Origin of the sequence: Dietzia sp. 2505 (assembly GCF_040546785.1) — a bacterium.
Lineage (GTDB): Bacteria > Actinomycetota > Actinomycetes > Mycobacteriales > Mycobacteriaceae > Dietzia.
The window spans coordinates 62,355-86,063 of sequence record NZ_JBEPON010000001.1 but is presented as its reverse complement, the minus strand read 5'-3'; the positions used below and the strand labels follow the sequence as shown (position 1 = coordinate 86,063).

Sequence of the window (23,709 nt, the reverse complement as noted above, 5' to 3'; positions counted from 1 at the left end):
GCGTCAACGCCAAGAGCGTTCCGCACACCCCACTCCCGGACGATGTGTGCGGAACGCTCTTCGCGACGAACAGGCGCGCCGGGAGGGGCGGCGAACGTCAGTCCAGGTGGCGGGACTGCGCCCAGCGGGTCAGCGCGTGCCGGTTGGACTGCTGGGTCTTGCGCAGCACGTTGGAGGCGTGCGTCTCCACGGTCTTGACCGAGATGAACAGCTTCTCGGCGATCTCCTTGTAGGTGTACCCGCGCGCCAACAACCGCAGCACCTCCTTCTCCCGCGGAGTGAGGGAGTCGACCTCCGGGTCGTGGACGGGCTCACCCCGCTCCTGGAGGCCCGGGGCGGCGCGGGCGAACGCGTCCAGGACGAACCCGGCCAGGCGCGGGGAGAACACCGCGTCCCCGTCGGCCACGCGGCGCACGGCGTCGGCGAGCTCCCCACCGGAGATGGTCTTGGTGACGTATCCGCGCGCCCCGCCGCGGATGACGGCGATCACGTCCTCCGCGGCGTCGGAGACACTCAGTGCGAGGAAGGTGGACACGGGTGCATCGGACGTGCCGGATGCATCGGACGTGGCGGCTGCGTCGGCCGTGCCGGACGTGGCGGGGGCGCCACTCGGGTCGGCGCCCAGCACCGAGCGCAGGACGGCCACCCCGCCACCATCGGGCATGTGCACGTCGAGCAGCACCACGTCGGGCCGGACCCGACCGATACCGGCGACGGCCTCGGCCACCGACCCCGCCTCGCCCACCACCTCGATGCCGGTCTGGCCGGCGAGTTCGGCCCGGACACCGCTGCGGAACACCGCGTGGTCGTCGACGAGGAACACCCTGCACACCCTGACGCCACCCACCGGCTCGTCCGTCATTCGCCCTCCAGCGGCATCTCGATCCCGATCTCGGTTCCGCGACCGAGCGTACTGCGCACCGTCACGCTGCCGCCCCGGCTCTCGACCCGGTGCCGGATGGACTGGGACAACCCGTGACGATCATCGCCCACGTCGTCGGGGTCGAAGCCGCAGCCGCGGTCCCGGACGAAGGCGCTGAGCACCTGACCGTCGTTCTCCACGAACACGTCGGCGGTGTCGACGTCGGCGTGCTTGGCCACGTTGACCAGGGCCTCGCGGACGGCGCCCAGCACCGCCTCCTCGGCGTCGCCCGCCGGGCCGTCCCCGCCCACCACCACCTGGTCCACGCGCAGACCGTAGGCGTCCTCGACGTCCCCGACGATCACCTCGACGGCCCCGGCGACGGTGGCCGCGCCCGAGGACATGCGCGACCCGGCCCCGAAGAGCCACTGCCTCAGCTCGCGCTCCTGCCGACGGGCCAGCCGCGAGACCTGGGCGGGGTCGTCGGACCGCTTCTGGATCAAAGCGAGCGTCTGCAGCACGGAGTCGTGGAGGTGCGAGGCGATGTCGCTGCGCTCGGCCTCACGGATGCGGGCCGCACGCTCCTCCTCGAGGGACCGCCACAACCTCAGCCCCACCGGGACGCTGAGCAGCACCACTCCGACGAGGGTCGCCAACACAGCCAGGAAGGACGACCGCAGGGCGGCGAACTCGACCTGCCCCAGCACGACGACGGCGAGTCCGACGACGACGAGGGTGGCACCGGTGGTGACCCTGGCCCAGTCGAAGACGGACCGGGGAGCCACGCGCCCCCCGCCGTCGTACTGCTGCCAGACCAGCCCGGCCCCCAGGGCCACGATCAGGACGGGCACGATCACGTGCAGTCCGGTCGCGGTGGTCACCATGAACGACAGCACCGACCCCACCAGGGCCACGACCGCGAGGGCCATGCCACGCCGCCGCTCCCGTGCGTCCGCGGAGGCGGTCCCCTCAGGCGCCCGCGCCGACGGGGTCAGAGCCCACAGGGCGGAATAGAACAGCACACCCGCGCCGGACAGGGTGGCGAGCAGCACCATCGCCAGGCGCACATGGGTGACCCGCACCCCCAGATGGGCCGCGAGACCCGCGCACACGCCGGCGACGACGGACCCGTCGGAGATCCTGGTCAGCGGCGGGTACCACCGGAACCCGGCCGGCTGCACGGCGGCCACGGGCGGCCGTGGAGCGACCGGCGGTCGCGGCGCGGGGGCCGATACCTGATCGGTCGCGTTCTCACTCATACCGCAATGGTCACAGATCGCGACCCGGGGCGCATCGGGGGTCGACCCCGAGAATCCCGGGGTCCGGATATCAGGGTCGGCCCCCGATGTGGAAACTCGGCCCGCCCACCACGATGGAGTCATGTCCAGCACCAGCACCCACGACGTCCCATCAGAGCTCCGCTCCCTGTGGCGGACCCGACCCGTCCGGACCCCGGACGACGCCAAGATCGCCGGCGTCTGTGGCGGCTTCGGCCGTCGCTACGGGGTGGACCCCGTCCTCTTCCGCATCGCCTTTGTCATCGCCGCACTCTGGGGCGGGGCCGGGGTGTTCCTGTACGCACTGTTGTGGCTGCTCCTGCGCTCCGCCGGAGACGAGGTCTCCAAGGGGGAGGCGCTGATCGGGAAGGGCCGGGCATCCGGTTCCAGGATCACGGCCGCGGTCCTCGTCGTCGTCGTCCTCCTCAGCGCACCCACCTTCGGCGGTTCCGGGGAGAGCCTCGTGGTGGGGGCCGGTTTCCTCATGGGCGTCGCCATGCTCGCCGGCTGGTACGGCCTTCACCGCCGCACCCCCGTGCCACCCACCGGGTGGTCCGAGGTGTCGGCCGTTCGACCACAGCCGACGCGGGCCGGGACCAGCCGTACCACCGGGGCGTCGCAGGAACCGGGCTCCGGACCCGACGCCCCCTACGGCCCGCCGGTCCCGCCCTCCTGGGACCCCCTCGGCGCCGCGCCGTTCGCCTGGGACCTGCCCGACCCCGGGACCACGCCCCCGCCCGCACCGCGGCCGTCCCGTCCCCGGTCCCGGCTGACCAAGGTCACTCTCGGCCTGGCCCTCATCGCGGTGGCGGTGGCCGCGGGACTGGCCACCCTGGGCGGGGTGGTCTGGCTCGACGCCACGAGGATCGCCGCGATCGCGCTCGCCGTGGTGGCCGGCGGACTGCTCGTCGGCGCCGTCACCCGCCGGGGACACGGACTGCTGGTCGTCGCCGGCCCGCTCGCCGGCTTCGTCCTGCTCGCCTCCCTGGTCCACGTGCCCGAGGGCGGCTGGGAGGGCACCGGCGAGCAGCTGATCGAGATCACCGACCCCGCGCAGTTGGACGCCCCGATCAACCACCAGGTCGGCAGCATCACCGTGGACATGCGCGAGCTGGAATTGGACCGCGACCGCAGCTACAGCATCGCCAACAACGTCGGTGAGGTGCAGGTGCTGCTGCCCGACGGGGTCGCGGTGAACACGAACTGCACCACCGACATCGGGAGCGCGGACTGCCCGAGCGGCCTGTCCGGCGATGCCTCCGGCCCCGTCCTGACCCTCAGCGTGTACACCGGCGTCGGCAGCATAGTGGTGACACCGTGAGCGCCCGGCCCGACGACGACCAGACCGATCCCACCGACCCGCAACCCACCGGGAGCAACGAGATGACCAGCCACGACCTTCACTCCGACACCACCACCCGCCCCGACCAGCCGCTCCACGACCCACTCCCCTACGGCACCGGCTTCACCGACCCGCAGGGGTTCGGGTACGGCGTCGCCCCCGCGTACGGGGCCCCCACCGGGTACGGCGCCTCCCCCGGGTACGGGGTCGCCTACGAGCCCGAGCCCGCGACGGACGTCGTGGCGCGGCGCGAGCGTTCTGGATCGCCGGTGCTCGCGGTGGCCGGACTGCTCTCGCTGGGGGTCGCCGTGTGGGCGATCCTGGGCGCGCCGGTGATCACGACGACCGTGGTGATCACCGCGTCACTGGTACTGCTGGTCCTGGTCGGTCTGGCGATGGTCATGAGACGCTGACCACCCCCGGAGCGGATCCCCCACATCCGCTCCCGTCGATGAACCCGCGCGTGCGCTCCGGCGGCGGCGAGAGTACATCGACGGGGGCGGATATCGCCGCGTCAGGCGTGCGCCCGGCTCACTCCCACTCGATGGTGCCCGGCGGCTTGCTGGTCACGTCCAGCACGACCCGGTTGACGTCCGGGACCTCGTTGGTGATGCGGTTGGAGATCAGGGCGAGCGTCTCGTACGGCACGCGCGTCCAGTCCGCGGTCATGGCGTCCTCGGAGCTCACCGGGCGCAGCACGATCGGGTGACCGTAGGTACGGCCGTCGCCCTGGACTCCCACCGAGCGCACGTCGGCCAACAGCACGACCGGGCACTGCCACACCGAGGCGTCGAGCCCGGCGGCGGTCATCTCCTCGCGCGCGATCGCGTCCGCCGCGCGCAGGGTGTCCAGCCGATCCTGATCGACGGCGCCGACGATCCGGATGGCCAGGCCCGGGCCGGGGAAGGGGTGTCGCCCGACGATCGCCTCCGGCAGCCCGAGTTCCCGGCCCACGGCGCGGACCTCGTCCTTGAACAGCAGGCGCAGCGGCTCCACGAGGGAGAACTCGATGTCGTCCGGCAGGCCGCCCACGTTGTGGTGGCTCTTGATGTTGGCCGTCCCCGCGCCGCCGCCGGACTCGACGACGTCCGGGTAGAGGGTCCCCTGGACGAGGAAGTCCACCGAACCGGCGTCCTCTCCCTGGAGCTCGAGGGCCTGGGTCACGGCCCGCTCGAACGACCGGATGAACTCGCGGCCGATGATCTTGCGCTTGGTCTCCGGATCGGTGACCCCGGCCAGGTGACCGAGGTACGTCTCGGAGTCGTCCAGGGTGATCAGGCGGGCGCCGGTGGCGGCGACGAAGTCGTTCTCCACCTGCTCCCGCTCCCCCGCGCGCAGCAGCCCGTGATCCACGAAGACGCAGGTGAGCCGGTCACCGATCGCCCGCTGGACCAGCGCGGCCGCCACGGCGGAGTCCACGCCGCCGGACAGACCGCAGATCGCGCGGCCCTCACCGATCTGGTCCCGGACGGCCTCCACGAGCTGCTCCGCGATGTTGGACGCGGTCCACGTCGGCTGCAGGCCCGCGATCTCGGTGAGAAACCGGGTGAGCACCTGCTGCCCGTGGGGCGAGTGCAGGACCTCGGGGTGGTACTGGACGCCGGCCATCCGTCGGTCGACGCACTCGAACGCCGCGACCGGGGCGCCGGCGGACGAGGCGGTCACCGTGAACCCCTCGGGAGCCGACGTGACCGCGTCGCCGTGACTCATCCACACCGGATGGGTCGCGGGCAGTCCTGCGTGCAGCACCCCACCGGACACGCCCACCTCGGTGCGCCCGTATTCGCGGTTGCCCGTGTGTGCGACCTCGCCCCCCAGCGCACCCGCCATGGACTGGAAGCCATAACAGATGCCGAAGACCGGCAACCCGAGCTCGAGCACTGCCGGATCGAGCGCGGGGGCACCGTCGGCGTAGACGCTGGCCGGCCCCCCGGACAGGATCAGGGCGACCGGGTCCTTGTCGCGGATCTCCTCCACCGTCGCGGTGTGCGGGATCACCTCGGAGTAGATCCGCGCCTCGCGCACCCGTCGCGCGATGAGCTGCGCGTACTGGGCGCCGAAGTCCACGACGAGCACCGGCCGCGGCGGGGCGGGGGCTCCTGTGGATCCGGCGGTGATCTGGGAGTCGGTCTGTGCGTTCTCGGCCACGGACCAGAGTCTAGGCCCCGTGGCCGCTCCGCCGAACTCGGCCACTTCCGCCCCCGGGGTGTTCACAATGGAGCGCATCACGGCCGAGGCGTGTGGCCGACACCATCAATGGGGGGCACCGATGGAGAGGATGACCGGCTTCGACGCGAGCCTGCTGTACCTGGAAACCTCGCAACAGAAACTCGTGGTGGGCGGGATCCTCGTCATCGACGTCTCCGGACTGGAGTTCGAGTACTCCTTCGAGCGGCTCCGGACGGAGCTCGCGCGGCGCGTCAAGGAGATCCCCGAGTTCCGCCGCAAGATCTACGACTCCCTTCTCAACCTCGGGCACCCCGCGTGGGTGGAGGAGTACGACCTCGACGTGACCGAGCACGTCCGTCGCGTCGAGGTGGACGCCCCGGGTGACGAGAACGCCGTGTTCGAGATGTGCGGGACCATCAGCAGTCGCCCGCTGGACCGGTCGAGGCCGCTCTGGGAGATGTGGGTGCTCGAGGACTTGTCCGCGCCGGACACCGTGGCCGTCTTCTTCCGTGCCCACCACGCACTGCTCGATGGCACGAGCAGCGCAGCGATCCTGCGCAAGCTCAGTGCCGCGGGGCAGAAGCCCTCCTCCCGCGACCTCGACCTCGTGCGGATCCAGGCCGGTGGCGCCAACCCGATCCAGTTGGTCACCGGTGGGCTGTGGGATTTCTACGTACGACGCCCACTCGCCATCGCGCGACTGCTCCCCGAGGCCGCGATGCTGCCGCTCCGGTTGCGCAGGGCGACGGCGGAGAAGATGGCCCTGGAGGAGGAGACCGCGGAGGAGAAACCGGACCTCACCGAGGAGGCCGGCCACGTCCCGATCCCCAGGGCTGCGCCGTTCACCGCCCCGAGGACCCGGTTCAACGCGACGATCACCCCGCACCGGGCGGTCTGGGGCACCACGCTCGACATGTCGGAGATGAAGGAGGTCAAGACCGCCTTCGGGGTGACCGTCAACGATGTGTTCCTGTCCGTGGTGGGCGGCGGACTCCGTCGATACCTGCGATTCCACGACGATCTCCCCGAGAAGCCACTCATCGCCGTGGTCCCCGTCTCCACCCGCGGGGACGACGGGCCCCAGGGCAACAACAGGGTGACCGTGTTGTTCGCCTCCCTGGGGACCGACATTCAGGATCCGCTCGAGCGTCTGCGGGCGGTGTCCGCGCGCACCCGACGGGGCAAGAAGCAGACGAAGAGCGGGATGCGGCCGGACTTCATCCAGGACCTGGCGAACCTGGCCCCGGCCGCGCCCCTGTCTCTGCTCATGCGCCTGTACGGCGATTTCCACCTCGCCGATCTGCACCCGGTCGTGCACAACCTCACCGTCTCCAACTTCCCCGGCCCCAGGGGAGAGCTGAACTTCCTCGGCGCGCGGGTCAAGCACATGTATCCGCTGGGTCCGTTGATGCACGGCTCCGGATTGTCCGTCACCGCCATGTCCCTGGGCGACCAGCTGGACGTGGGGATCAACGCGTGCGAACACCTCGTGCCCGACCCCGAACTGTTCGCCACCGGGCTGAGGGACTCGATGGACCGTCTGCTCGAACTGACCCGGGAGACGGCGGCCGGGGCCGGGGACACCGGGACGACCCGGCCGGGGTCCACGATGACCGAGGAGGGGTGACCCGTGGAGCGGATGAGCGGCCTCGACGCCAGCTTCCTGTATCTCGAGACCGACGAGCAGATGATGGTGATCAACGGGGTGGTGCACCTCGACGTCTCCACCATCGACGAGGGGTACTCCTTCGAGCGCCTCCGGTCCGGGCTCGCCCGGCGGGTCAAGGCCATCCCGCCGTTCCGGCGCAGGATCCACGACTCCCGTCTGAACCTGGGACACCCGGCGTGGGTGGAGGACTTCGACTTCGACATCACCCGCCACGTCCACCGGATCACGCTCGGTCCGGACGGGAGCGAGGACGACCTACTGGCCACGTGCGGGCGACTCGCCTCGACACCACTGGACCGCTCCCACCCGCTGTGGCAGGTGTGGATCATCGAGCGCGGCGATCCGGCCGCCCCCACCGTCACCGCGTTCTGCCGGGTCCACCACGCGCTCATCGACGGCATGCTGGGTGCCGAACTGCTCGCCACCCTCGCAGCCACGGACGCATCCACGCCCACCCAGGATCCCGAACTGGTGCGCACCCACGTCGGTCGCGCCAACACCGTCCAGCTCATCGCCGGGGGCGCGCGCGACCTGATCGGCCGACCCCTGGCGTTCCTCCGCCTCCTGCCCGAGACCCTGTCCGTCCCGGCGGCGATGAAGCGGGCCCGGGGCCGGACGGGCGGCGGACAGTCCATGCCCGCTCCCTTCACGGCGCTGCGGACCCTGTTCAACCACTCCCTCACCCCGCACCGCGCGGTGGCCACGGCGACGCTCGACCTGGCGGCCGTCAAGCAGGTCACCACGCGCCTGGGCGGCACGGTCAACGACGTCCTGCTCACCCTGGTCGGCGGCGCGGTCCGGTCCTACCTCGAGGACCACGGCGACGCCCCGGACTCGTCGATGGTCGCGATCGTCCCCATGTCCACCCGCACGGACCTGGCGACCGGCGGCGCGAACCAGGTCTCGGCGATGTTCGCGTCCCTCGCCTCGGATCTGCTCGATCCCGTGGAGCGGTACCACCGGATAGTCGCCGCATCGGCAACCGCCAAGGAGCAGGCCGGGAGTATCCGGCCGGCCCTGCTGGACAACTGGGGCCGGATGAGCCCCCGCGGCCTCCTCGACGCGGGCATGCGGGTGTACGAGGCGCTCAGACTGGCCGACGTCCACCCGGTGATCTACAACCTGATCATCTCCACCGTGCCCGGGCCCCGCAAACCGCTCTACTTCCTCGGCGCACGGATCACCCACATGCACCCCTTCGGCCCGCTGCTACACGGTGCGGGCCTGTCGGTGACCAGCGTGTCGATCGACGGCCACCTCGACCTGGGCGTGATCTCGTGCGAGCACCTCGTGCCCGACCCGGACGTGATCGCTCGTGGGATCCGGGCCGGACTCGAGGAGCTGGTCGAGCTCACGCGCGAGCGGGAACACCCCCACTAGAGACCCCGACGATCGGTAGACGGAGCGCACCGGGCGCCGCCTCGGGAACGACCGGCGACACGGGCGCCACCGGGTTCACGCGCTCATAGGGCTCGCCCTGCGCGGGCCGGGGGTCGGCCTCTCCCTTGTTGGGCCACAACGACATGGCCCGCTCGGCCTGCGCGGTGATGCTCAGTGCGGGGTTCACCCCGAGGTTCGCGGAGATCGCGGACCCGTCCACGATGTGCATCGTCGGGTAGTTCCACACCCGGTGGTAGGGGTCCACCACGCCGTTCTCGGGCGAATCAGAGATCGCGCAGCCGCCCAGGAAGTGCGCGGTCATCGGCATGTTGACGATATCGCCCCACGTGCCGCCGGCCAAGCCACCGATCTTGTCGGCAATCCGCCGGGTGGCCTCGTTGCCGGCGGGGATCCACGTCGGGTTGGGCTCGCCGTGGCCCTGCTTGCTGGAGACGTACCGGAACGGCCCGAAGCGCTTGACGAAGGTCTGGAGCGAGTTGTCCAGGTTCTGCATGACCAGCACGATCACCGTGCGCTGGCTCCACCGGCGCGAGTTGAACAACTGGAAGAAGTCCGACGGCTGGCGGCGGACCTCGCTCAGGAGCGTGCGCCAGCGGGGACCGTCGCCGTCACCGTCGGTCAGCAGGGTCTGCAGCACCGAGATGGCGTTGGACCCCTTGCCGTAGCGGACGGGCTCGACGTGGGTGTCGGAACGGGGATGGAACGACGACGTGATGGCCACACCCTCGGAGAAGTCCTGCTCCGGATTGTAGTTCTTGCTCAGGGCGCCGAGGATCGACTCCGAGTTGGTGCGGGTGAGCTTGCCCATGGCATTCGAGAGTCGCGGCAGCGCGCCCTCGTCCTTGGAGTAGTGCAGAAGATGCTGGGTGCCCCAGGTCCCAGCTGCTACCACCACGTGCGCGGCTGTCATGGAGGTGGCCCGCTTGCCCCACCTGGTCCAGGCGCCGGAGCGCTCCAGTGTGACCTCCCACGTACCGTCGGCGCGCTCACGCAGGCCGCTGACCGTGGTCCGGTCCAACACCCGGGCGCCCGCCCGCTCGGCCAACCCGAGGTAATTCTTGACGAGCGTGTTCTTGGCACCGTGTCTGCAGCCGGTCATGCACTCACCGCACTCGATGCAGGCCGTACGGTCCGGACCCACGCCACCGAAATAGGGGTCGGATACCGTCTCGCCCGGCTTGCCCTCGCCACCGGTCTTCTCGCCGAAGAAGACTCCGACCGGCGTGTAGACGAAGGTGTCCTCCGCCCCCATGTCCCGTGCGACCTCCTTGACGATCGTGTCGGAGTGGGTGTGTGTGGGGTTGGTGACCACGCCGAGCATCCGGCGCCCCTGGTCGTAGAACGGGGACAGCTCTGCGTCCCAGTCAGTGATGTGCGCCCACTGGGGATCGTTGAAGAACGGGGCCGGCGGCTTGTACAGCGTGTTGGCGTAGTTGAGCGAACCACCGCCCACTCCGGCACCGGCCATCACGAGGACGTCACGCAGCATGTGCACTCGCTGGACCCCGAACAGTCCCAGCTTGGGGGCGAACACGAACTTGTTGAGCCGCCACGAGGTCTTGGCGAAGTCCTCGTCGGCGAAGCGCCGGCCCGCCTCGATCACCGTGACGCGGTACCCCTTCTCCGTCAGGCGCAGGGCTGTGACGCTTCCGCCGAATCCGGACCCGATGACGACGACGTCGGTGTCGGTGTTCGCGGTGGAGGTGGTGGTCGAGGGCGACGGCGTCGATGTCGTCATGGTGGGGCTCCCTGGTGGTCGAGGTGTGGGTCACAGTACCCGAGCACCGAGAACCTACCCGACAGTAGCTCCCGTTTTGTCCACCGCGTCAGGGGCGGACGGACAGGTCCACCTTCTGGAATCCCTTGACGTCCGAGTACCCGCACTTGGCCATCGCGCGACGGAGGCCGCCCATCAGGTTCCGGGTTCCGTCCGGCACGCTCGTCGGCCCCTCCAGGACCTCGGCCAGGGGCGCCAGGGCCGTCTCGTCGTCGATCTCCGCCACGTGTCCACGGGGGACCTTGGGATGGGCGGACACGGCGTCCCAGTACACACCCCGCCCCGGGGACTCCAACGACCCGGCCAACAGCGGACCCAACACCACCGCGTCGGCGCCGCACGCCACCGCACGGGCGATGTCACCCGAGGTGTAGATGTCTCCGTCGGCGAGTACATGGACGTACCGGCCACCGGTCTCGTCCAGATAGTCACGCCGCGCGGCCGCAGCATCGGCGATCGCGGTGGCCATGTGGACCTCCATACCGAGCACGGAGCCGGTGGTGGTGACCCCCTCGACGCCGCCGTAACCCACGATCACTCCGGCCGCGCCCGTGCGCATGAGGTGCAGGGCGGTCTTGTAGTCCACCACACCGCCGGCGATCACCGGCACGTCGAGCTCGTGGATGAAGTCCTTGAGGTTCAGCGGCTCGTCCTCGCCACTCACGTGTTCGGCGGAGATGATGGTGCCCTGTACGACGAGCAGGTCGATCCCGGCCGCGACGAGACCAGGCGTGAGGTCGCGCGCGTGCTGGGGGGACACCCGGACCGCGACCGTGCCACCCTCGTCCCGGATCCGCCGGACGGCCGCCGCGAGCAGCTCGCGGTCGATCGGGGCGCGGTGCAGCTCCTGGAGACGCGCCACCGCCCGGTGGCCGGTCACGTCCTCCAGAGCGAGCTCGCGCAGCTCGGCGATCGCCGCCTCCGGATCCTGGTGGCGCGCCCACAGGCCCTCTCCGTTGAGGACGGCCAGGCCGCCCAACCTCGAGAACTCCACGGCCGACTCGGGTGAGACCACCGCGTCGGTCGGGTGGGTCATCACGGGCAGGTCCATCCGATAGGCGTCGATCTGCCAGGCCGTCGACACCTCCTTGGAGCTGCGGGTGCGTCGGGAGGGGACGATGTCCACTTCGCCGAGCCCGTACATCCGTCGGGCCTCACGGCCCATTCCGATCTCCACGACGTTGCGCACGCGCCCTCAGTCCTTGACGTTGTAGTTGGGGGCCTCGACGGTCATCTGGATCGCGTGGGGGTGGCTCTCCTTGAGCCCCGCCGCCGTGATCTGGACGAACTGGGCGCGGTTCATGTCCGGGATCGTGGCCGATCCCGTGTACCCCATCCCCGCGCGCAGTCCGCCGGTGAGCTGGTGCAGGACCTGCGCGACGTCGCCGCGGTACGGCACCCGTCCCTCGATCCCCTCGGGGACGAGTTTCTCCTCGGACAGCACGTCATCCTGGAAGTACCGGTCCTTGGAGAACGACTTCTCCTGCCCCGGCTTGCCCCGGCCGCGCATCGCGCCGACCGATCCCATCCCCCGGTAGACCTTGTACTGCTTGCCGTCCACGAAGATCAGCTCCCCGGGCGACTCGGTGCAGCCCGCGAGCAGCGAACCGAACATGCACGCCGACGCCCCGGCCGCGATCGCCTTGGCCACGTCCCCCGAGTACTGCATGCCGCCGTCGGCGATCACGGGGACGCCCGCGGCATGGGCCGCCACGGAGGCCTCGAGGATCGCGGTGATCTGCGGGGCCCCCACCCCCGCGACGACGCGGGTGGTGCAGATGGAGCCGGGACCGATGCCGACCTTGATCGCGTCCGCGCCCGCATCGATCATGGCCTGGGCCGCGCCGCGGGTGGCGAGGTTTCCGCCGATCACCTGGACGCGGTCGCCGAGCTCACGCTTGACGCGGGCGACCATCTCGAGCGCGTTGCGGTTGTGGGCGTGGGCGGTGTCGACGACGAGGACGTCCACTCCGGCGTCCGTGAGGGTCCCGGCGCGCTGCCAGGCGTCCTCACCGGTCCCGATCGCCGCGGCCACTCGCAGTCGACCGTCGGAGTCCTTGGTGGCGTCCGGGTGCTTCTCCGTCTTGACGAAGTCCTTGACCGTGATGAGCCCGGTGAGCCGACCGTCGCCGTCCACGATCGGCAGCTTCTCGATCTTGTGGCGGCGCAGGAGCCCTAGGGCGGCCTCCGCCGTCACACCCTCCCGCGCGACGACCAGCGGTGCACGGGTCATGACCTCGTCGACCCGCCGCGACTTGTCCACCTCGAACCGCATGTCCCGGTTGGTGATGATGCCCACGAGTTCGCCCCGCTCGTCGGTCACCGGCAGGCCGGAGATCCGGTAGCGGGCGCACATCTCGTCGACCTCGGCGAGGGTGTTGGCGGGAGCACAGGTGACCGGATCTGTGACCATGCCCGCCTCCGACCGCTTGACCGTGTCCACCTGGGCCGCCTGGTCGGCCACGGAGAGGTTGCGGTGCAGGACCCCGATGCCGCCCTGACGGGCCATTGAGATGGCCATCCGGGCCTCGGTGACGGTGTCCATCGCGGACGACACGAGCGGCACCCGCAACGTGATGTCCCGGGTGAGGCGGGTGCTCGTGTCGACCTCACTGGGGACCACCTCGGAGGCGGCCGGGAGCAGCAGCACGTCGTCGAAGGTCAGGCCCACCATGGCGACCTTGGTGGGATCGTCGCCGCCGGTGCGCACGGGGCCTCGCGACTCGCTCATCTGCCGTCCTCCTGGGGGTCGTCTGGGTCTGGAGTCCGAGGATAGTGCGTCCGGGGTCCCGGGCTCGAACCGTCGGCCCCGCCAGGTGGTGCCCACGGGTACGGTGGGAGCGTGAACGATCCCCTACGGCACGGAATGCCGCCCGACCCGTTCGCCGGCGATCCGGACGATCCGACCTCGGAACTGGCCGGGCTCGACCCCGTGGACGACGGCGTCCCCTCCGGGCCGCTCGACGCCGAGGAACGCCGGGCGATCGAGGAGGACCTCGCCGATCTCGCGGAGTTCCGCGAACTCCTGGCCCCCACCGGCGTCAAGGGGGTGGCCGTGCAGTGCGAGGACTGCGCGGAGGAGCATTACCACGAGTGGGACATGCTCCGCGCCAACCTCATGCAGCTCCTGGAGGACGGCTCGCTCCTGCCCCACGAGCCCGCGTTCGACCCCATCCCGGACGACTACGTCTCGTGGGACTACTGCCGCGGATACGCCGATGCGGTGCGCACGATGCGCCCGCGTCGTCTCTACTGGCGTCGCTGACCCGCCGGACCGGCGGAGGGGGTCAGCCGGTGGTCTGCGTGGTCGCCGGAGCGCTGGTGGCCGCCGGTCCCGACGTCGGGACCTGTGTCACGGTGGTCCGCGTCGGTGACGGCGCCGGGCCCGTGCCGTCGACCTCACCCGGTTGCGGCCGACCCGTGGTGGGCGCCAGGAAGTCCTGGATCCGCTGGGTGTCGATCGGGATCTGCAGTGTCGTCGAGATCCGCAGTCCGTCCAGCGGCAGCGGGATGACCGGCATACCGGGGGGCGGCGGCGGGATCAGGTTCGACGGAAGCGGCACGGGAACCCCGGGAACGAGGGTCGCGGGACCCTGACCCGGACCGGGGGCCGGGGCGGGCGCGGGCGCCGGAGCAGGTGCCGGGGACGGGACCGAACTCGGCGTGACCCTGCTCAGATCACGCCTGATCGCGTCGCGGCGCTTCATCAACTCGACACGCTCGCTGGCGTCGGAGACCTCGTCCAGCCGGCCGGACACCTCGTCCAGGAGACGCTCGGCCCTCTCACGGTCGCCCTCGCGGGCTGCCAGATCCGCGGCGGCGAGGTGCTCGGTCAGGTCGCTGACCAGCTCCACCTCCCCGGCACGGTCGGCGAAGATCGTCTTGGAGACGCCCCACAGCGGATCCCCGGGCATCGCGCTGTGCGCGGCGACGGACAGACCGCCGACGATGACGGCCGCCACGGCCGCGGCCCCGGTCACCGCCTGCCACAACGCGGGGCGCTGCCCGTGATGATGCTCATGGGACTTGGCCCAGCCACGGCGGGGCCACAGGCGGGAGACGTTCGGCGCGAGCGCGGCCTCGATCTCCTCCTCGCCCGGCAGATCGGGCAGGGGTGCGGAGTCGACCTCACCGCGCCAGTCGGCGAGCAGCGCGGTCAGGGCGTCGGTGCCGGCGGGTCGGTCACCCGACCCGAGGACGCGCAGGAGCTCGTCGTCACGCTCCACCGCCTCCGGATCCGGACCGTGCGCATCGAGAGAGGAGGCGTCGTCCCGGGTGCCGGGGTCGACATCGTCGTCGTTCATCGCCATCGCTCCTCTCCATCCTGCTCGATCCTCATCCGGAGCTGCTTCATGGCCCGGTGTTGGGCCACCCGCACGGCTCCGGCCGTGCTGTCCACGATCTCCGCGGTCTCCTCCGCGGAGAGTCCCACGACCACCCGCAGTCGGATGATCTCCCTCTGCTTCTCGGGCAGGGTTTCCAGTAGTCGGCTCATCGCCCTGGCCACCTCGCCGTCGAGGATGTGATCCTCCGGCCCCGTCTCCGTGGAGAGCACCTCCGGGAGGTACTCGACGGGATCCGATTTGTTCCGTGCGGCGCCCCGGTGCGCGTCCGCGACCTTGTGTGCAGCGATCCCGTACACGAAGGCCATGAAGGGACGTCCCTGATCCCGGTACCCGGGCAACGCCGAGAGCACCGCGATCAGCACCTCCTGTGCGACATCGTCAGCAGAAAGGTTGACCCTCTCCGCACCCCCGACGCGGGAGCGGCAATACCGCACCACCCCGGGACGGACGAGTTCGAGTACCCGCGTGGCCGCAGAACGGTCTCCTTTGACCGCGGCGGCGACGGCGAGTTCCAACTCGTCTGCTGTACCTGTCATCGATTTAGGGGGGCCTCTCGTTACACGGGTGTGCTACGGGGCACGGCCTTTCTGTCGGGGTGCGGCGCCGGACCGTCGCGGTCTCACGTCCGGACCGTCGCGGCCGGCGGGGCGTGGGCACAGGATACTTCTGCGACCCCTGTGCCGGAGGTCATCCGGTGAGGGCCCAGCGTAACCGCTCGGAGCCGGGTGAGACGACATCACCGGTCGCCGGACGACGAGCGGGCCCCGGTCCCGCGGGTGCGGGACCGGGGCCCGGTCTGGACGGGATCAGTGCGAGTGACCGGCGTGCGAGTGCCCGCCGGGCGCCTCCTGCTCGGGCTTCTCGACGATCGCGGTCTCGGTGGTCAGCACCATCCGCGCGACGGAACAGGCGTTGACGACGGCCGAGTGGGTGACCTTCACCGGGTCGATGATGCCCGCCGAGACGAGGTCGCCGTACTCGCCGGTGGCGGCGTTGAAGCCGTCCCGCGGGCCGAGGTCGGCGACCTTGCTGACCACGACGGAACCGTCCTCGCCCGCGTTGGCGGCGATCCAGAACAGCGGCGCCGCCAGCGCCTTGCGGACCACGTTCACCCCGACGACCTCATCGGCGTCCGAGATGCCGGCGGACAGACGCCCGAGGGCGGCCGCCGCCTGGACCAGCACGGAGCCGCCTCCGGCGATCACGCCCTCCTCGACGGCGGCCTTGGCCGAGTTGACCGCGTCCTCGACGCGGAGCTTGCGCTCGGTGAGCTCCGTCTCGGTGGCGGCGCCGACGCGGATGACCGCGACGCCCCCGGAGAGCTTGGCGATGCGCTCCTCGAGCTTCTCGCGGTCCCAGTCGGAGTCGGTGTTCTCGGCCTCGCGGCGCAGCTGCGCCACCCGGGCGTCGACATCGGCCTGGTCACCGTCGCCGTCGACGATGATCGTCTCGTCCTTGGAGACGGTCACGCGGCGGGCGTGCCCGAGCACCTCGAGGCCACAGTCGGAGAGCTTCATGCCCAGGTCCGGGCTGACGACCTGACCCTTGAGGACGATCGCGAGATCGTCCTGGAAGGCCTTGCGGCGGTCGCCGAAGAACGGGGCCTTGATCGCGACGACCTTGATGGTCTTGCGGATCGAGTTGACGACCAGCGTCGACAACGCCTCGCCGTCGACGTCCTCGGCCACGACGAGCAGCGGCTTACCGGTCTCGGCGACCTTCTCGAGCAGCGGGAGCAGGTCCGGGAGGGAGCTGATCTTCTCGCGGTGCAGCAGGACCAGGACGTCCTCGTAGATGGCCTTCTGCTCGTCGGGGTCGGTGACGAAGTAGGGGCTGAGGTAGCCCTTGTCGAAGGCGATGCCCTCGGTCACGGCGACCTCGGTGTGCAGGCCCTGGGATTCCTCGACGGACACGACGCCGTTGACACCCACGGCGTCCATGGCCTCGGCGACCATCCGGCCCACCTCGGGGTCCCGGGAGGAGACCGTGGCGACCTGCGCCACCCCCTCGGACCCCGACACCGGGGTGGCGGCGGACTTGAGGAACTCGACGACGGCGGCCGAGGCCTTCTCGATGCCCTTGCCCATGGCCATCGGGTTGGATCCGGCGGCCACGTTGCGCAGCCCCTCACGGATGAGAGCCTGCGCGAGCACCGTCGCGGTGGTCGTGCCGTCACCGGCGACGTCGTTGGTCTTGGTGGCGACGCTCTTGACCAGCTGGGCACCGAGGTTCGCGAACGGCTCGGAGAGTTCGATCTCGCGGGCGATGGAGACACCGTCGTTGGTGACGGTGGGGCCACCGAAGGCCTTGGCCAACACGACGTGCCGACCCTTCGGGCCGAGCGTGACCTTGACGGTGTCGGCGAGTTGGTCGACACCGGCGAGCATGCCCTTACGGGCCTCCTCGTCGAACGCTATCAACTTGGACATTGATGGGACTCCTGGAAGGAAGAGGGTGTTCGGGACGGGCGGGTCGTACTGCGTAGAAGACCGGTGAGACACCGGTGAGACACCACCGCCCCGGCGGGCCGGACACTGGCCGGCGCCACCGGGGCGGGGTTGTACCGACTCACGTCAGTCGATGACCGCGAGAACGTCGCGCGAGGAGAGGATCAGGTACTCCTTGCCCTCGTACTTGATCTCGGTTCCGCCGTACTTGGAGTAGATGACCTTGTCCCCCTTCTTGATGTCCATGGGGATGCGGTCGCCGTCCTCGTCGAAGCGGCCCTTGCCGACCGCGACGACGGTGCCCTCCTGGGGCTTCTCCTTGGCGGTGTCCGGGATGACGAGGCCGGACGCCGTGGTGGTCTCGGCAGCGGTGGCCTCGACGAGAATCTTGTCCTCAAGCGGCTTGATCGCCACGATGGATCCTCCGTGTGTAGATGGCTGGTGTGTTCAGGGGGCGGGGCACCGGGGTGGCGTCGTCGCGGGTGACGCGACCGGGTCCATGCCTATTGGCACTCTATATGCGCGAGTGCCAGCACTCAAGTGTCCCGGGTGCACGATCCGGCCCCGTTCGCGGACGGCGAACACCACCCGGCCCTCACACACCCGGCTCAGGACCCCGACAGGCGCGCGGCCCCCGCGTACGATCAGCGGGAAGTCCCGCCGCCCCCGGGAGGAGTCGTCGTCATGTCCCGTACCCCCTCCGGTGACGCGGACGCGTCCGGCCGGCGGGATCCGGAGGACCCCGGGGACGAGTCCCACGCCGGTCCCCCCGATGTCAACGGCACGGCGCTCGCCGCGGTCGTGTTGGCGGTGGGCAACGTCGTGTTCGGATCCTTCCTCGGACTGTTCCTGCCCGTGCTCCCCGCGGTCTTCGCGCTCGCGTCGGTCCTGCTCGGCCATCTCGCCCTGGCCAGGATCGGTCGGACCGGACAGGCCGGGCGCGGTCTCGCCCTCACCGCCCTCGCGGTGGGTTACCTGTGGCTGGCTGTGATCACCCTGCTGGTTTCCGGGATGCTGCTGTTCACCGGGTACGGACTCGCGCTGCTCGGGTTCTGAGGCACCCGCCTCACACCACCCGACTCGACACCATCCGGGTCACACCACCTGGGTCACCCCGACCGCGAGTCCCGGATCCGCCGCCACGGTGAGGGCACTGGGTTCGACACCCGCCGCGAGGAGCGCGGACGCCACCGCCACGACCATCGCCCCGTTGTCCGTGCACAGCCGCGGCCGGGGGACCCGGAGACGGATCCCGGCCTCGGCGCACCGCTGCGCCGCCAGCTCCCGCAACCGGGAGTTCGCCGCGACGCCGCCGCCGACGAGCAGGGTCGGCACCCCGAGGTCGGTGCAGGCACGCACGGCCTTCATGGTGAGCACGTCCGCCACCGCCTCCTGGAACGACGCGGCCACGTCGGCGACCTCGAGGTGCGCCCCGTCGCGTTCGGCGGCCTCGATCCGGCGCGCGACAGAGGTCTTGAGTCCGGAGAAGGAGAAGTCGTGTCGGGCGTCGCGGGGTCCGGTCATCCCGCGGGGGAAGGGGATGGCCGCGGGGTCACCGGACGCCGCGAGTCGATCGATCACCGGACCGCCCGGGTACCCCAACCCCAGGAGCCTCGCGACCTTGTCGTAGGCCTCCCCCGCCGCGTCGTCGACCGTCGAGCCGAGTTCCACCACCGGATCCGTGAGAGAGCGCACGTGCAGGAGCTGTGTGTGTCCGCCGGAGACCAGCAGCGCCACGCATTCGTCGAGTGGTCCGCCGTCGAACCCGGCCACGGCGACGTGTCCCACCAGGTGGTTGACCGCATAGAACGGTGTGCCCCACGCGGCGGCGTAGGCCTTGGCCGCCGAGGAGCCCACCAGAAGTGCACCGGACAACCCGGGCCCGATCGTCGCGGCCACGGCGTCGGGTCGGTCGACACCCGCCTCGGCGAGCGCCGCACGCACGGTCGGGACGAGCGCCTCGAGATGCGCGCGGGAGGCGATCTCGGGCACCACGCCGCCGAAGCGCGCGTGCTCGGACATCGACGAGGCCACCACGTCGGCGAGAAGCTCCGCGCGACCGTCATCGTGCACCCGGGCGATCGCCACGCCGGTCTCGTCGCACGAACTCTCGATCCCCAGAACGGTCCTCACGAGCTGCCTCCTCCTCCCGGGTCGGGTCCGTTGTGCGCCGGACGCACCATGAGGTGCGCGTCGGCCATGCTCGGACGGTAGTACCGGGGTCGTAGCCCCACCACCTCGAAACCGTGCGCTTCGTAGAGCGCGCGGGCCGGGACGTTGTCGGTTCGCACGTCCAGGACCACCGGAGCCGCCTCCGCGTCCGCCACCGCGAGCAACAGGCGCAGCATCGTGCGTCCGATCCCCCGGCCCCGGTAGGCGGGATCGACCCCGATGGTGTGGACCTCGAACTCCCGGTCCCCCGCCCGCCCGAGTGCCGCCAGCACGGCGTAACCGACCAGCGTGCCCTCGAGGCGGGCGGCCAGACAGGTGGTGTGCCCGGAGCCGATCTCGGACAGGAACGAGGCGGCCGACCACGGTCCGTCACCGCGGAAGAGTACTCGTTCGAGTTCCGCGCACCGCATCGCGTCGCCCGCGACCAGCGGATCATAGACGACGCCGTCCACGGTGTCGCCGCCCGACGCCGGACCGCTCACCGTGGTGGCCCTCCGGCCTCGACGCCCCGCAACGCCGGGGACGGCTCCACCCGGCGCGGCGGCACGGCATCCGGTCGGCGCAGGTAGAGGGGCTCCAGCGGGGCCGGGTCCACTCCGCCGAGGAGGTCGGCGGCGGCGGCCGTGACGAGCCCGGCCGGGTCCGGTGAGATCAACCGGTCCGGCGCGGTGGCCCCGCCTCCGCCGCCGGTCCCGGCGTGCGGTGCCCCCCGGACGAGCTCCCCGAGTCGGGTCGCGTCGCCCACCACGTGATCGACCCCGTCGGTGGCGATGTCGGCCGCGGGGCCGACCGTGGGACCGGACACCCGGGCGCCGTCCGGGGCGTACCGGGCGTGGTAGGCCTCGCGACGCCGGGCGTCGGTGACGACGACGAGCTCTCCCGTCACCCCCGCGGCGCGCGCCCGCTGCGCGAGCCCGTCGAGCGAACACACGCCGTGCACGGGTCGACCGAGCGCGTCGGCGAACGCGGCCGCGGTCGCCATCCCCACCCGCAGACCCGTGAACGGTCCCGGCCCCACGCCCACCACCACGGCGTCGAGGTCGCCGGGGGCCAGGTCCGCCTCGGCGAGGCAGTCCAGGATGTGGGGGGTCAGCAGCTCCGCGTGGGCGCGGGCGTCCTCGGTCACCCGGGTGGCCAGGGGCGTGACGACCGGGCCGTGGTCCCCGAGGACGAGGCGGCAGACCCCGGCGGTCACGGCGGGGGTCGAGGTGTCGACGGCGAGGACCAGCACGGGGGTCAGGGTACCGCCGGGTGGGGCGGCCGCCCGGCCCGGTGCCAGGTGGCCGAGCGCACCTCGGTGTCTGCGCCACGCTCGAGGGTGACGACGAGGGGTGCCGCGACGAGGGAGTCGACGAACCCGGCGCCCCACTCCACCACCACGACGTCATGGTCGAGCGCGGAGTCCAGGTCGAGGGACTCCAGCTGGTCGGCCAGGTCGTCGGTCGTGGGTTGCGACCCGTCGGGGTTCTGGCCCCCCACCAGCCGGTAGGCGTCCACGTGGACCAACCCTGGGCCGTCCGGGGTCCCGGGGGCGTGCCGCCGGGCGATCACGAAGGTCGGGGAGGTCACCCGGCCCAGGACGCCGAGGCCGGCGGCGATCCCGGCGGTGAGGGCGGTCTTCCCGGCGCCGAGCGGCCCGTCGAGCACCACGACGTCGCCGGCGCGGAGCACGCCCGCCAGTTCGACGCCGAGCGCGCGGGTGTCGTCCACCGTGGGCAGCGTCCGCTCCCCGGAGACCCCGATCGTCACGACGCCGCGCGACGGCGCGCCGACGGGCCGCTGCGGGACGACGACCCGGTGTCGCTCGATGACCCGGGGCCGCGCGACGATTCGGTGCCGCTCGACTTCTCCCGCGTCCGTGCGCGCCACTCGACGACGGCGTCCGCGATGAGGTCACCGAGGACCTCCGACACGTGCGCGGGCTCCTCCAACATCACCATGTGCCCCGCTCCGGGGACCACCACGAACTCGGCGTCCGGCAGTGCCTCGGCGATGTCCACCGAGCGGTCGAGGGGGGTGAGCAGGTCGCGGTCCCCGCACAACACCGTGGTGCGCACGTCGCGGAGTACGGGCACGGCCGCGGACTCGTCGTGCTGGGTGAGGGTCTCGAAGAAGTTCGCGATCGTCAGGACGTCCGTCGACGCGATGAGTTTGTCGACGAATCTGGCGACGGTCGGGCTCATCTTGGCCGGGTCGCCGAAGGAGCCGCCGTAGATGAACGGGGAGATGATCGCCCCGAGTGCCTTGCGGCTGCTGGTGAACACCGCGGGGGTGCGGCCGGCGAGGCCCACGAATCTGCTCACGGCCCTGCTGTCGAGCACGGCACCCAGGCCCGACTCCGAGAGTTCCGCCATCGCCGTGGCGACCAGTCCCACGCCGAGCACGCGCTCGCGGACCGCGTCCTCGTGGCGGACGGCGTAGCCGAGGACCGTCATGCCCCCCATGGAGTGGCCGATCGCCACGATCGGGCCGGTCGGCGCCGTGGCGGAGATCACCGAGTTGAGGTCGGATGCCAGCTGGGCGATGGTCGAGTTCTCGCGCGAACTCTTGCCGCTGAGTCCGTGACCGCGCTGGTCGTAGAAGACCAGGCGGACCTCGGAGCCGAATCGGTCCTGGAGGTGCCGGCGCTGGAAGTGCCAGGAGTCCATGGACAGCGTGTACCCGTGGGCGAACACCACGGTCATCGGCGCGTCGGTCGGACCGGCCTCCCGCACCGCGAGCGGGACACCGTCCGAGGCGGCGACCATCGAACCCCGATCGACCCCGAGCTCCCACATGTCCTCGCCGGCCCACGGGTCGCTCGCCCGGCGGCCGGGGAGGAGCGTGCCGACGGATCCGATCGTCGCGGCGCCCAGTGCGCTCAGGCCTGCGGCGAGACCTCCGGGGGCCCGGATCTGCTCCTCGACGGCCTCGGCGTCCCTCGTCTCCCCGCCCACCAGTTCGGGTGACCGGACCTCGACGGGCTCCCCCGCATTCGACCGGGAGGGCCGCCGGGGCAGCCGGAGTCGGGGCATCGACCTCCGGCGCCCGGGTGAGTCGTCTTCTCCGCTCATAGTGACCCCTCCCTCTGCTCACCGCTGGCGTGCCGGGTCCCGAGAACGTGATGGCGCACCGCGCGGCCGCGGACCGCTGTGACGACCTCGTAGTGGATGGTCCCCAGGGTCCGTGCCCACTCGGCGGCGGTCGGGCCCCCGTCGGAGCCGGTGCCGAACAGAATGGCGGTGTCCCCCGCGCGCACCGAGTCGCCCGGGTCCGGGCCCAGGTCGACGACGAACTGGTCCATGCAGACGCGGCCGACGTTCGGGTACCTGCGCCCGTTGACGGCCACGTCGAGCCTGCCCGAGAGCAGGCGCCACACCCCGTCGGCGTACCCCGCCGCCACGAGGGCCACGGTCGTGTCCCGCGGGGCGTGCCATGTGTGCCCGTAGCTCACCCCCTGGCCGGCGGCGATGCGCTTGACCATCAGGACCTCGGCGGAGAACGTCATGGCCGGGACCAGGTCCGCCTCGAGACCGTCGACCGGGTTGAGCCCGTAGAGGGCGATTCCGGGGCGGACCATCTCGAAACCGTCGTCCGGGCGGGTCAGGGTGGCCGCGGAGTTGGCGTGGTGGTTGACCGGGCACCGCACCCCACGGGCGCGGGCCTGCGCCACGCAGGCGTGCAGACGGTCGACCTGCTGGTCGATCACCGGGTTGCCCGGATCGTCGGCGTGCGCGAAGTGCGCCATCAGCCCGGTCACCTCGATGAGGCCCTCGTCGGAGGCGGCGACCAGCCGGTCGAGCAGGGCGGGCCACTCGTCCAGGGTGATGCCGGAGCGCGCGAGCCCGGTATCGATCTTGGGGGTCACCCTCGCGCGACGCCCGGTGCGGCGGGCGGCGTCGAGCACGGTGTCGAGGTGGCCCGGGCTCGGGACCGCCAGGTCCACGTCCGCCCCGAGCGCAGCCCCGACGTCGTCACCGACCCCGAACAACCAGGCCAGGATCTCGGCGTCGATGCCCGCATCGCGCAACTGCAGCGCCTCGGCGATCGTCGTGACGCCCAGTGCGTCCGCCCCACCGCGCAGCGCGGCGAGCGAGACCGGCACGGCGCCGTGGCCGTAGGCGTCCGCCTTCACCACCGCCATGACCCGCGCACCACGCGCGGCGCGCGCCAGGACGCGGGCGTTGTGCTCGATCGCGCCCAGGTCTATCTCGGCGCGGCACGGCGACGGGGGGACAATTGGACCCATTTCGTCCATTCTGCCAAAC

The 23,709-nt window shown here is 71.3% G+C and carries 22 protein-coding genes; 6 read left to right on the top strand and 16 right to left on the bottom strand.

Annotation, left to right across the window (positions count from 1 at the left end):
• Positions 1-97: 97 nt before the first annotated feature.
• Both ABIE38_RS00380 and ABIE38_RS00375 read right to left on the bottom strand, forming a co-directional pair.
• Complete coding sequence (locus ABIE38_RS00380; RefSeq protein ID WP_354053495.1) at positions 98-862, bottom strand: LuxR C-terminal-related transcriptional regulator; 765 nt, start codon at positions 860-862, stop codon at positions 98-100.
• The gene (locus tag ABIE38_RS00375) at positions 859-2,121 is read right to left on the bottom strand and encodes an ATP-binding protein (RefSeq protein WP_354053494.1); all 1,263 of its coding nucleotides are present in this window, start codon (positions 2,119-2,121) and stop codon (positions 859-861) included. The genes ABIE38_RS00380 and ABIE38_RS00375 overlap by 4 nt, the downstream gene beginning before the upstream one ends.
• A gap of 121 nt (positions 2,122-2,242) precedes the next feature.
• Between ABIE38_RS00375 and ABIE38_RS00370 the strand changes: the two genes are divergently transcribed.
• Positions 2,243-3,460 (top strand): PspC domain-containing protein, encoded by a 1,218-nt coding sequence (locus ABIE38_RS00370; RefSeq protein ID WP_354053493.1) that lies wholly within the window; start codon positions 2,243-2,245, stop codon positions 3,458-3,460.
• Complete coding sequence (locus tag ABIE38_RS00365) at positions 3,457-3,894, top strand: hypothetical protein (RefSeq protein ID WP_354053492.1); 438 nt, start codon at positions 3,457-3,459, stop codon at positions 3,892-3,894. Before ABIE38_RS00370 ends, ABIE38_RS00365 begins: the two co-directional genes overlap by 4 nt.
• A 118-nt stretch (positions 3,895-4,012) precedes the next feature.
• Here the strand turns inward: ABIE38_RS00365 and guaA are convergent, their stop codons facing one another.
• Positions 4,013-5,599, bottom strand: coding sequence for a glutamine-hydrolyzing GMP synthase (gene guaA, locus ABIE38_RS00360; RefSeq protein WP_354054056.1), 1,587 nt, complete (start codon positions 5,597-5,599; stop codon positions 4,013-4,015).
• A 160-nt stretch (positions 5,600-5,759) separates the two neighbouring features.
• On the opposite strand from guaA, the gene ABIE38_RS00355 reads away from it, so the two are divergent.
• Together ABIE38_RS00355 and ABIE38_RS00350 are read left to right on the top strand one after the other, a co-directional pair.
• Positions 5,760-7,277: a WS/DGAT/MGAT family O-acyltransferase gene (locus ABIE38_RS00355; RefSeq protein ID WP_354053491.1), complete on the top strand. Its 1,518-nt coding sequence runs from the start codon at positions 5,760-5,762 to the stop codon at positions 7,275-7,277.
• A gap of 12 nt (positions 7,278-7,289) precedes the next feature.
• On the top strand, positions 7,290-8,699 hold the full coding sequence (locus ABIE38_RS00350) for a WS/DGAT/MGAT family O-acyltransferase (protein ID WP_354053490.1): 1,410 nt from the start codon (positions 7,290-7,292) through the stop codon (positions 8,697-8,699).
• On the opposite strand, the gene ABIE38_RS00345 is transcribed toward ABIE38_RS00350, so the two are convergent.
• The 3 genes from ABIE38_RS00345 to guaB all read right to left on the bottom strand — a co-directional run bounded on the left by ABIE38_RS00345 (position 8,671) and on the right by guaB (position 13,228).
• Positions 8,671-10,458: an FAD-dependent oxidoreductase gene (locus ABIE38_RS00345; RefSeq protein ID WP_354053489.1), complete on the bottom strand. Its 1,788-nt coding sequence runs from the start codon at positions 10,456-10,458 to the stop codon at positions 8,671-8,673. The genes ABIE38_RS00350 and ABIE38_RS00345 overlap by 29 nt on opposite strands.
• Positions 10,459-10,546: 88 nt before the next feature.
• Positions 10,547-11,686, bottom strand: a complete 1,140-nt coding sequence (locus ABIE38_RS00340; protein ID WP_354053488.1) for a GuaB3 family IMP dehydrogenase-related protein — start codon at positions 11,684-11,686, stop codon at positions 10,547-10,549.
• A gap of 6 nt (positions 11,687-11,692) precedes the next feature.
• Positions 11,693-13,228, bottom strand: coding sequence for an IMP dehydrogenase (gene guaB / locus ABIE38_RS00335; protein ID WP_182609355.1), 1,536 nt, complete (start codon positions 13,226-13,228; stop codon positions 11,693-11,695).
• Positions 13,229-13,339: 111 nt separating this feature from the next.
• Here guaB and ABIE38_RS00330 point away from each other — a divergent pair, with 111 nt between their 5' ends.
• Positions 13,340-13,762 (top strand): DUF5319 domain-containing protein, encoded by a 423-nt coding sequence (locus ABIE38_RS00330; RefSeq protein WP_502914694.1) that lies wholly within the window; start codon positions 13,340-13,342, stop codon positions 13,760-13,762.
• Between the two features lie 22 nt (positions 13,763-13,784).
• On the opposite strand, the gene ABIE38_RS00325 is transcribed toward ABIE38_RS00330, so the two are convergent.
• The 4 genes from ABIE38_RS00325 to groES all read right to left on the bottom strand — a co-directional run bounded on the left by ABIE38_RS00325 (position 13,785) and on the right by groES (position 17,704).
• Entirely contained in the window at positions 13,785-14,801 is a 1,017-nt protein-coding gene (locus tag ABIE38_RS00325) for a hypothetical protein (RefSeq protein WP_354053487.1), read from the bottom strand.
• Positions 14,798-15,379 (bottom strand): sigma-70 family RNA polymerase sigma factor, encoded by a 582-nt coding sequence (locus ABIE38_RS00320; RefSeq protein WP_354053486.1) that lies wholly within the window; start codon positions 15,377-15,379, stop codon positions 14,798-14,800. The genes ABIE38_RS00325 and ABIE38_RS00320 overlap by 4 nt, the downstream gene beginning before the upstream one ends.
• Positions 15,380-15,649: 270 nt before the next feature.
• The gene (groL, locus tag ABIE38_RS00315; protein ID WP_354053485.1) at positions 15,650-17,272 is read right to left on the bottom strand and encodes a chaperonin GroEL; all 1,623 of its coding nucleotides are present in this window, start codon (positions 17,270-17,272) and stop codon (positions 15,650-15,652) included.
• A 144-nt stretch (positions 17,273-17,416) separates the two neighbouring features.
• Positions 17,417-17,704, bottom strand: coding sequence for a co-chaperone GroES (gene groES / locus ABIE38_RS00310; protein WP_354053484.1), 288 nt, complete (start codon positions 17,702-17,704; stop codon positions 17,417-17,419).
• 270 nt (positions 17,705-17,974) lie between these two features.
• Here groES and ABIE38_RS00305 point away from each other — a divergent pair, with 270 nt between their 5' ends.
• Positions 17,975-18,346, top strand: a complete 372-nt coding sequence (locus ABIE38_RS00305) for a DUF4190 domain-containing protein (protein WP_354053483.1) — start codon at positions 17,975-17,977, stop codon at positions 18,344-18,346.
• A 39-nt stretch (positions 18,347-18,385) separates the two neighbouring features.
• On the opposite strand, the gene tsaD is transcribed toward ABIE38_RS00305, so the two are convergent.
• The 6 genes from tsaD to alr all read right to left on the bottom strand — a co-directional run bounded on the left by tsaD (position 18,386) and on the right by alr (position 23,699).
• Positions 18,386-19,423 (bottom strand): tRNA (adenosine(37)-N6)-threonylcarbamoyltransferase complex transferase subunit TsaD, encoded by a 1,038-nt coding sequence (gene tsaD / locus ABIE38_RS00300; protein WP_354053482.1) that lies wholly within the window; start codon positions 19,421-19,423, stop codon positions 18,386-18,388.
• A complete protein-coding gene (gene rimI, locus ABIE38_RS00295) occupies positions 19,420-19,872 on the bottom strand; it encodes a ribosomal protein S18-alanine N-acetyltransferase (protein ID WP_354054054.1) in 453 nt (150 codons plus the stop codon). The genes tsaD and rimI overlap by 4 nt, the downstream gene beginning before the upstream one ends.
• Before the next feature lie 68 nt (positions 19,873-19,940).
• On the bottom strand, positions 19,941-20,693 hold the full coding sequence (gene tsaB, locus ABIE38_RS00290; protein WP_354053481.1) for a tRNA (adenosine(37)-N6)-threonylcarbamoyltransferase complex dimerization subunit type 1 TsaB: 753 nt from the start codon (positions 20,691-20,693) through the stop codon (positions 19,941-19,943).
• 5 nt (positions 20,694-20,698) lie between these two features.
• Positions 20,699-21,211, bottom strand: a complete 513-nt coding sequence (gene tsaE / locus ABIE38_RS00285; RefSeq protein ID WP_354053480.1) for a tRNA (adenosine(37)-N6)-threonylcarbamoyltransferase complex ATPase subunit type 1 TsaE — start codon at positions 21,209-21,211, stop codon at positions 20,699-20,701.
• On the bottom strand, positions 21,208-22,515 hold the full coding sequence (locus tag ABIE38_RS00280) for an alpha/beta fold hydrolase (protein ID WP_354053479.1): 1,308 nt from the start codon (positions 22,513-22,515) through the stop codon (positions 21,208-21,210). The genes tsaE and ABIE38_RS00280 overlap by 4 nt, the downstream gene beginning before the upstream one ends.
• Positions 22,512-23,699: an alanine racemase gene (gene alr, locus ABIE38_RS00275; protein ID WP_502914693.1), complete on the bottom strand. Its 1,188-nt coding sequence runs from the start codon at positions 23,697-23,699 to the stop codon at positions 22,512-22,514. Before alr ends, ABIE38_RS00280 begins: the two co-directional genes overlap by 4 nt.
• Between the last annotated feature and the right edge of the window lie 10 nt (positions 23,700-23,709).

Coding starts and splice junctions, on each gene's coding strand:
- ABIE38_RS00350 (WP_354053490.1), top strand. CDS start 7,290: ATGAGCGGCCTCGACGCCAGCTTCCTGTATCTCGAGACCGACGAGCAG.
- ABIE38_RS00320 (WP_354053486.1), bottom strand. CDS start 15,379: ATGACAGGTACAGCAGACGAGTTGGAACTCGCCGTCGCCGCCGCGGTC.
- guaB (WP_182609355.1), bottom strand. CDS start 13,228: ATGAGCGAGTCGCGAGGCCCCGTGCGCACCGGCGGCGACGATCCCACC.
- ABIE38_RS00325 (WP_354053487.1), bottom strand. CDS start 14,801: ATGAACGACGACGATGTCGACCCCGGCACCCGGGACGACGCCTCCTCT.
- ABIE38_RS00280 (WP_354053479.1), bottom strand. CDS start 22,515: ATGAGCGGAGAAGACGACTCACCCGGGCGCCGGAGGTCGATGCCCCGA.
- alr (WP_502914693.1), bottom strand. CDS start 23,699: ATGGACGAAATGGGTCCAATTGTCCCCCCGTCGCCGTGCCGCGCCGAG.
- groL (WP_354053485.1), bottom strand. CDS start 17,272: ATGTCCAAGTTGATAGCGTTCGACGAGGAGGCCCGTAAGGGCATGCTC.
- ABIE38_RS00370 (WP_354053493.1), top strand. CDS start 2,243: ATGTCCAGCACCAGCACCCACGACGTCCCATCAGAGCTCCGCTCCCTG.
- ABIE38_RS00380 (WP_354053495.1), bottom strand. CDS start 862: ATGACGGACGAGCCGGTGGGTGGCGTCAGGGTGTGCAGGGTGTTCCTC.
- rimI (WP_354054054.1), bottom strand. CDS start 19,872: ATGCGGTGCGCGGAACTCGAACGAGTACTCTTCCGCGGTGACGGACCG.
- ABIE38_RS00375 (WP_354053494.1), bottom strand. CDS start 2,121: ATGAGTGAGAACGCGACCGATCAGGTATCGGCCCCCGCGCCGCGACCG.
- ABIE38_RS00345 (WP_354053489.1), bottom strand. CDS start 10,458: ATGACGACATCGACGCCGTCGCCCTCGACCACCACCTCCACCGCGAAC.
- ABIE38_RS00305 (WP_354053483.1), top strand. CDS start 17,975: ATGTCCCGTACCCCCTCCGGTGACGCGGACGCGTCCGGCCGGCGGGAT.
- ABIE38_RS00355 (WP_354053491.1), top strand. CDS start 5,760: ATGACCGGCTTCGACGCGAGCCTGCTGTACCTGGAAACCTCGCAACAG.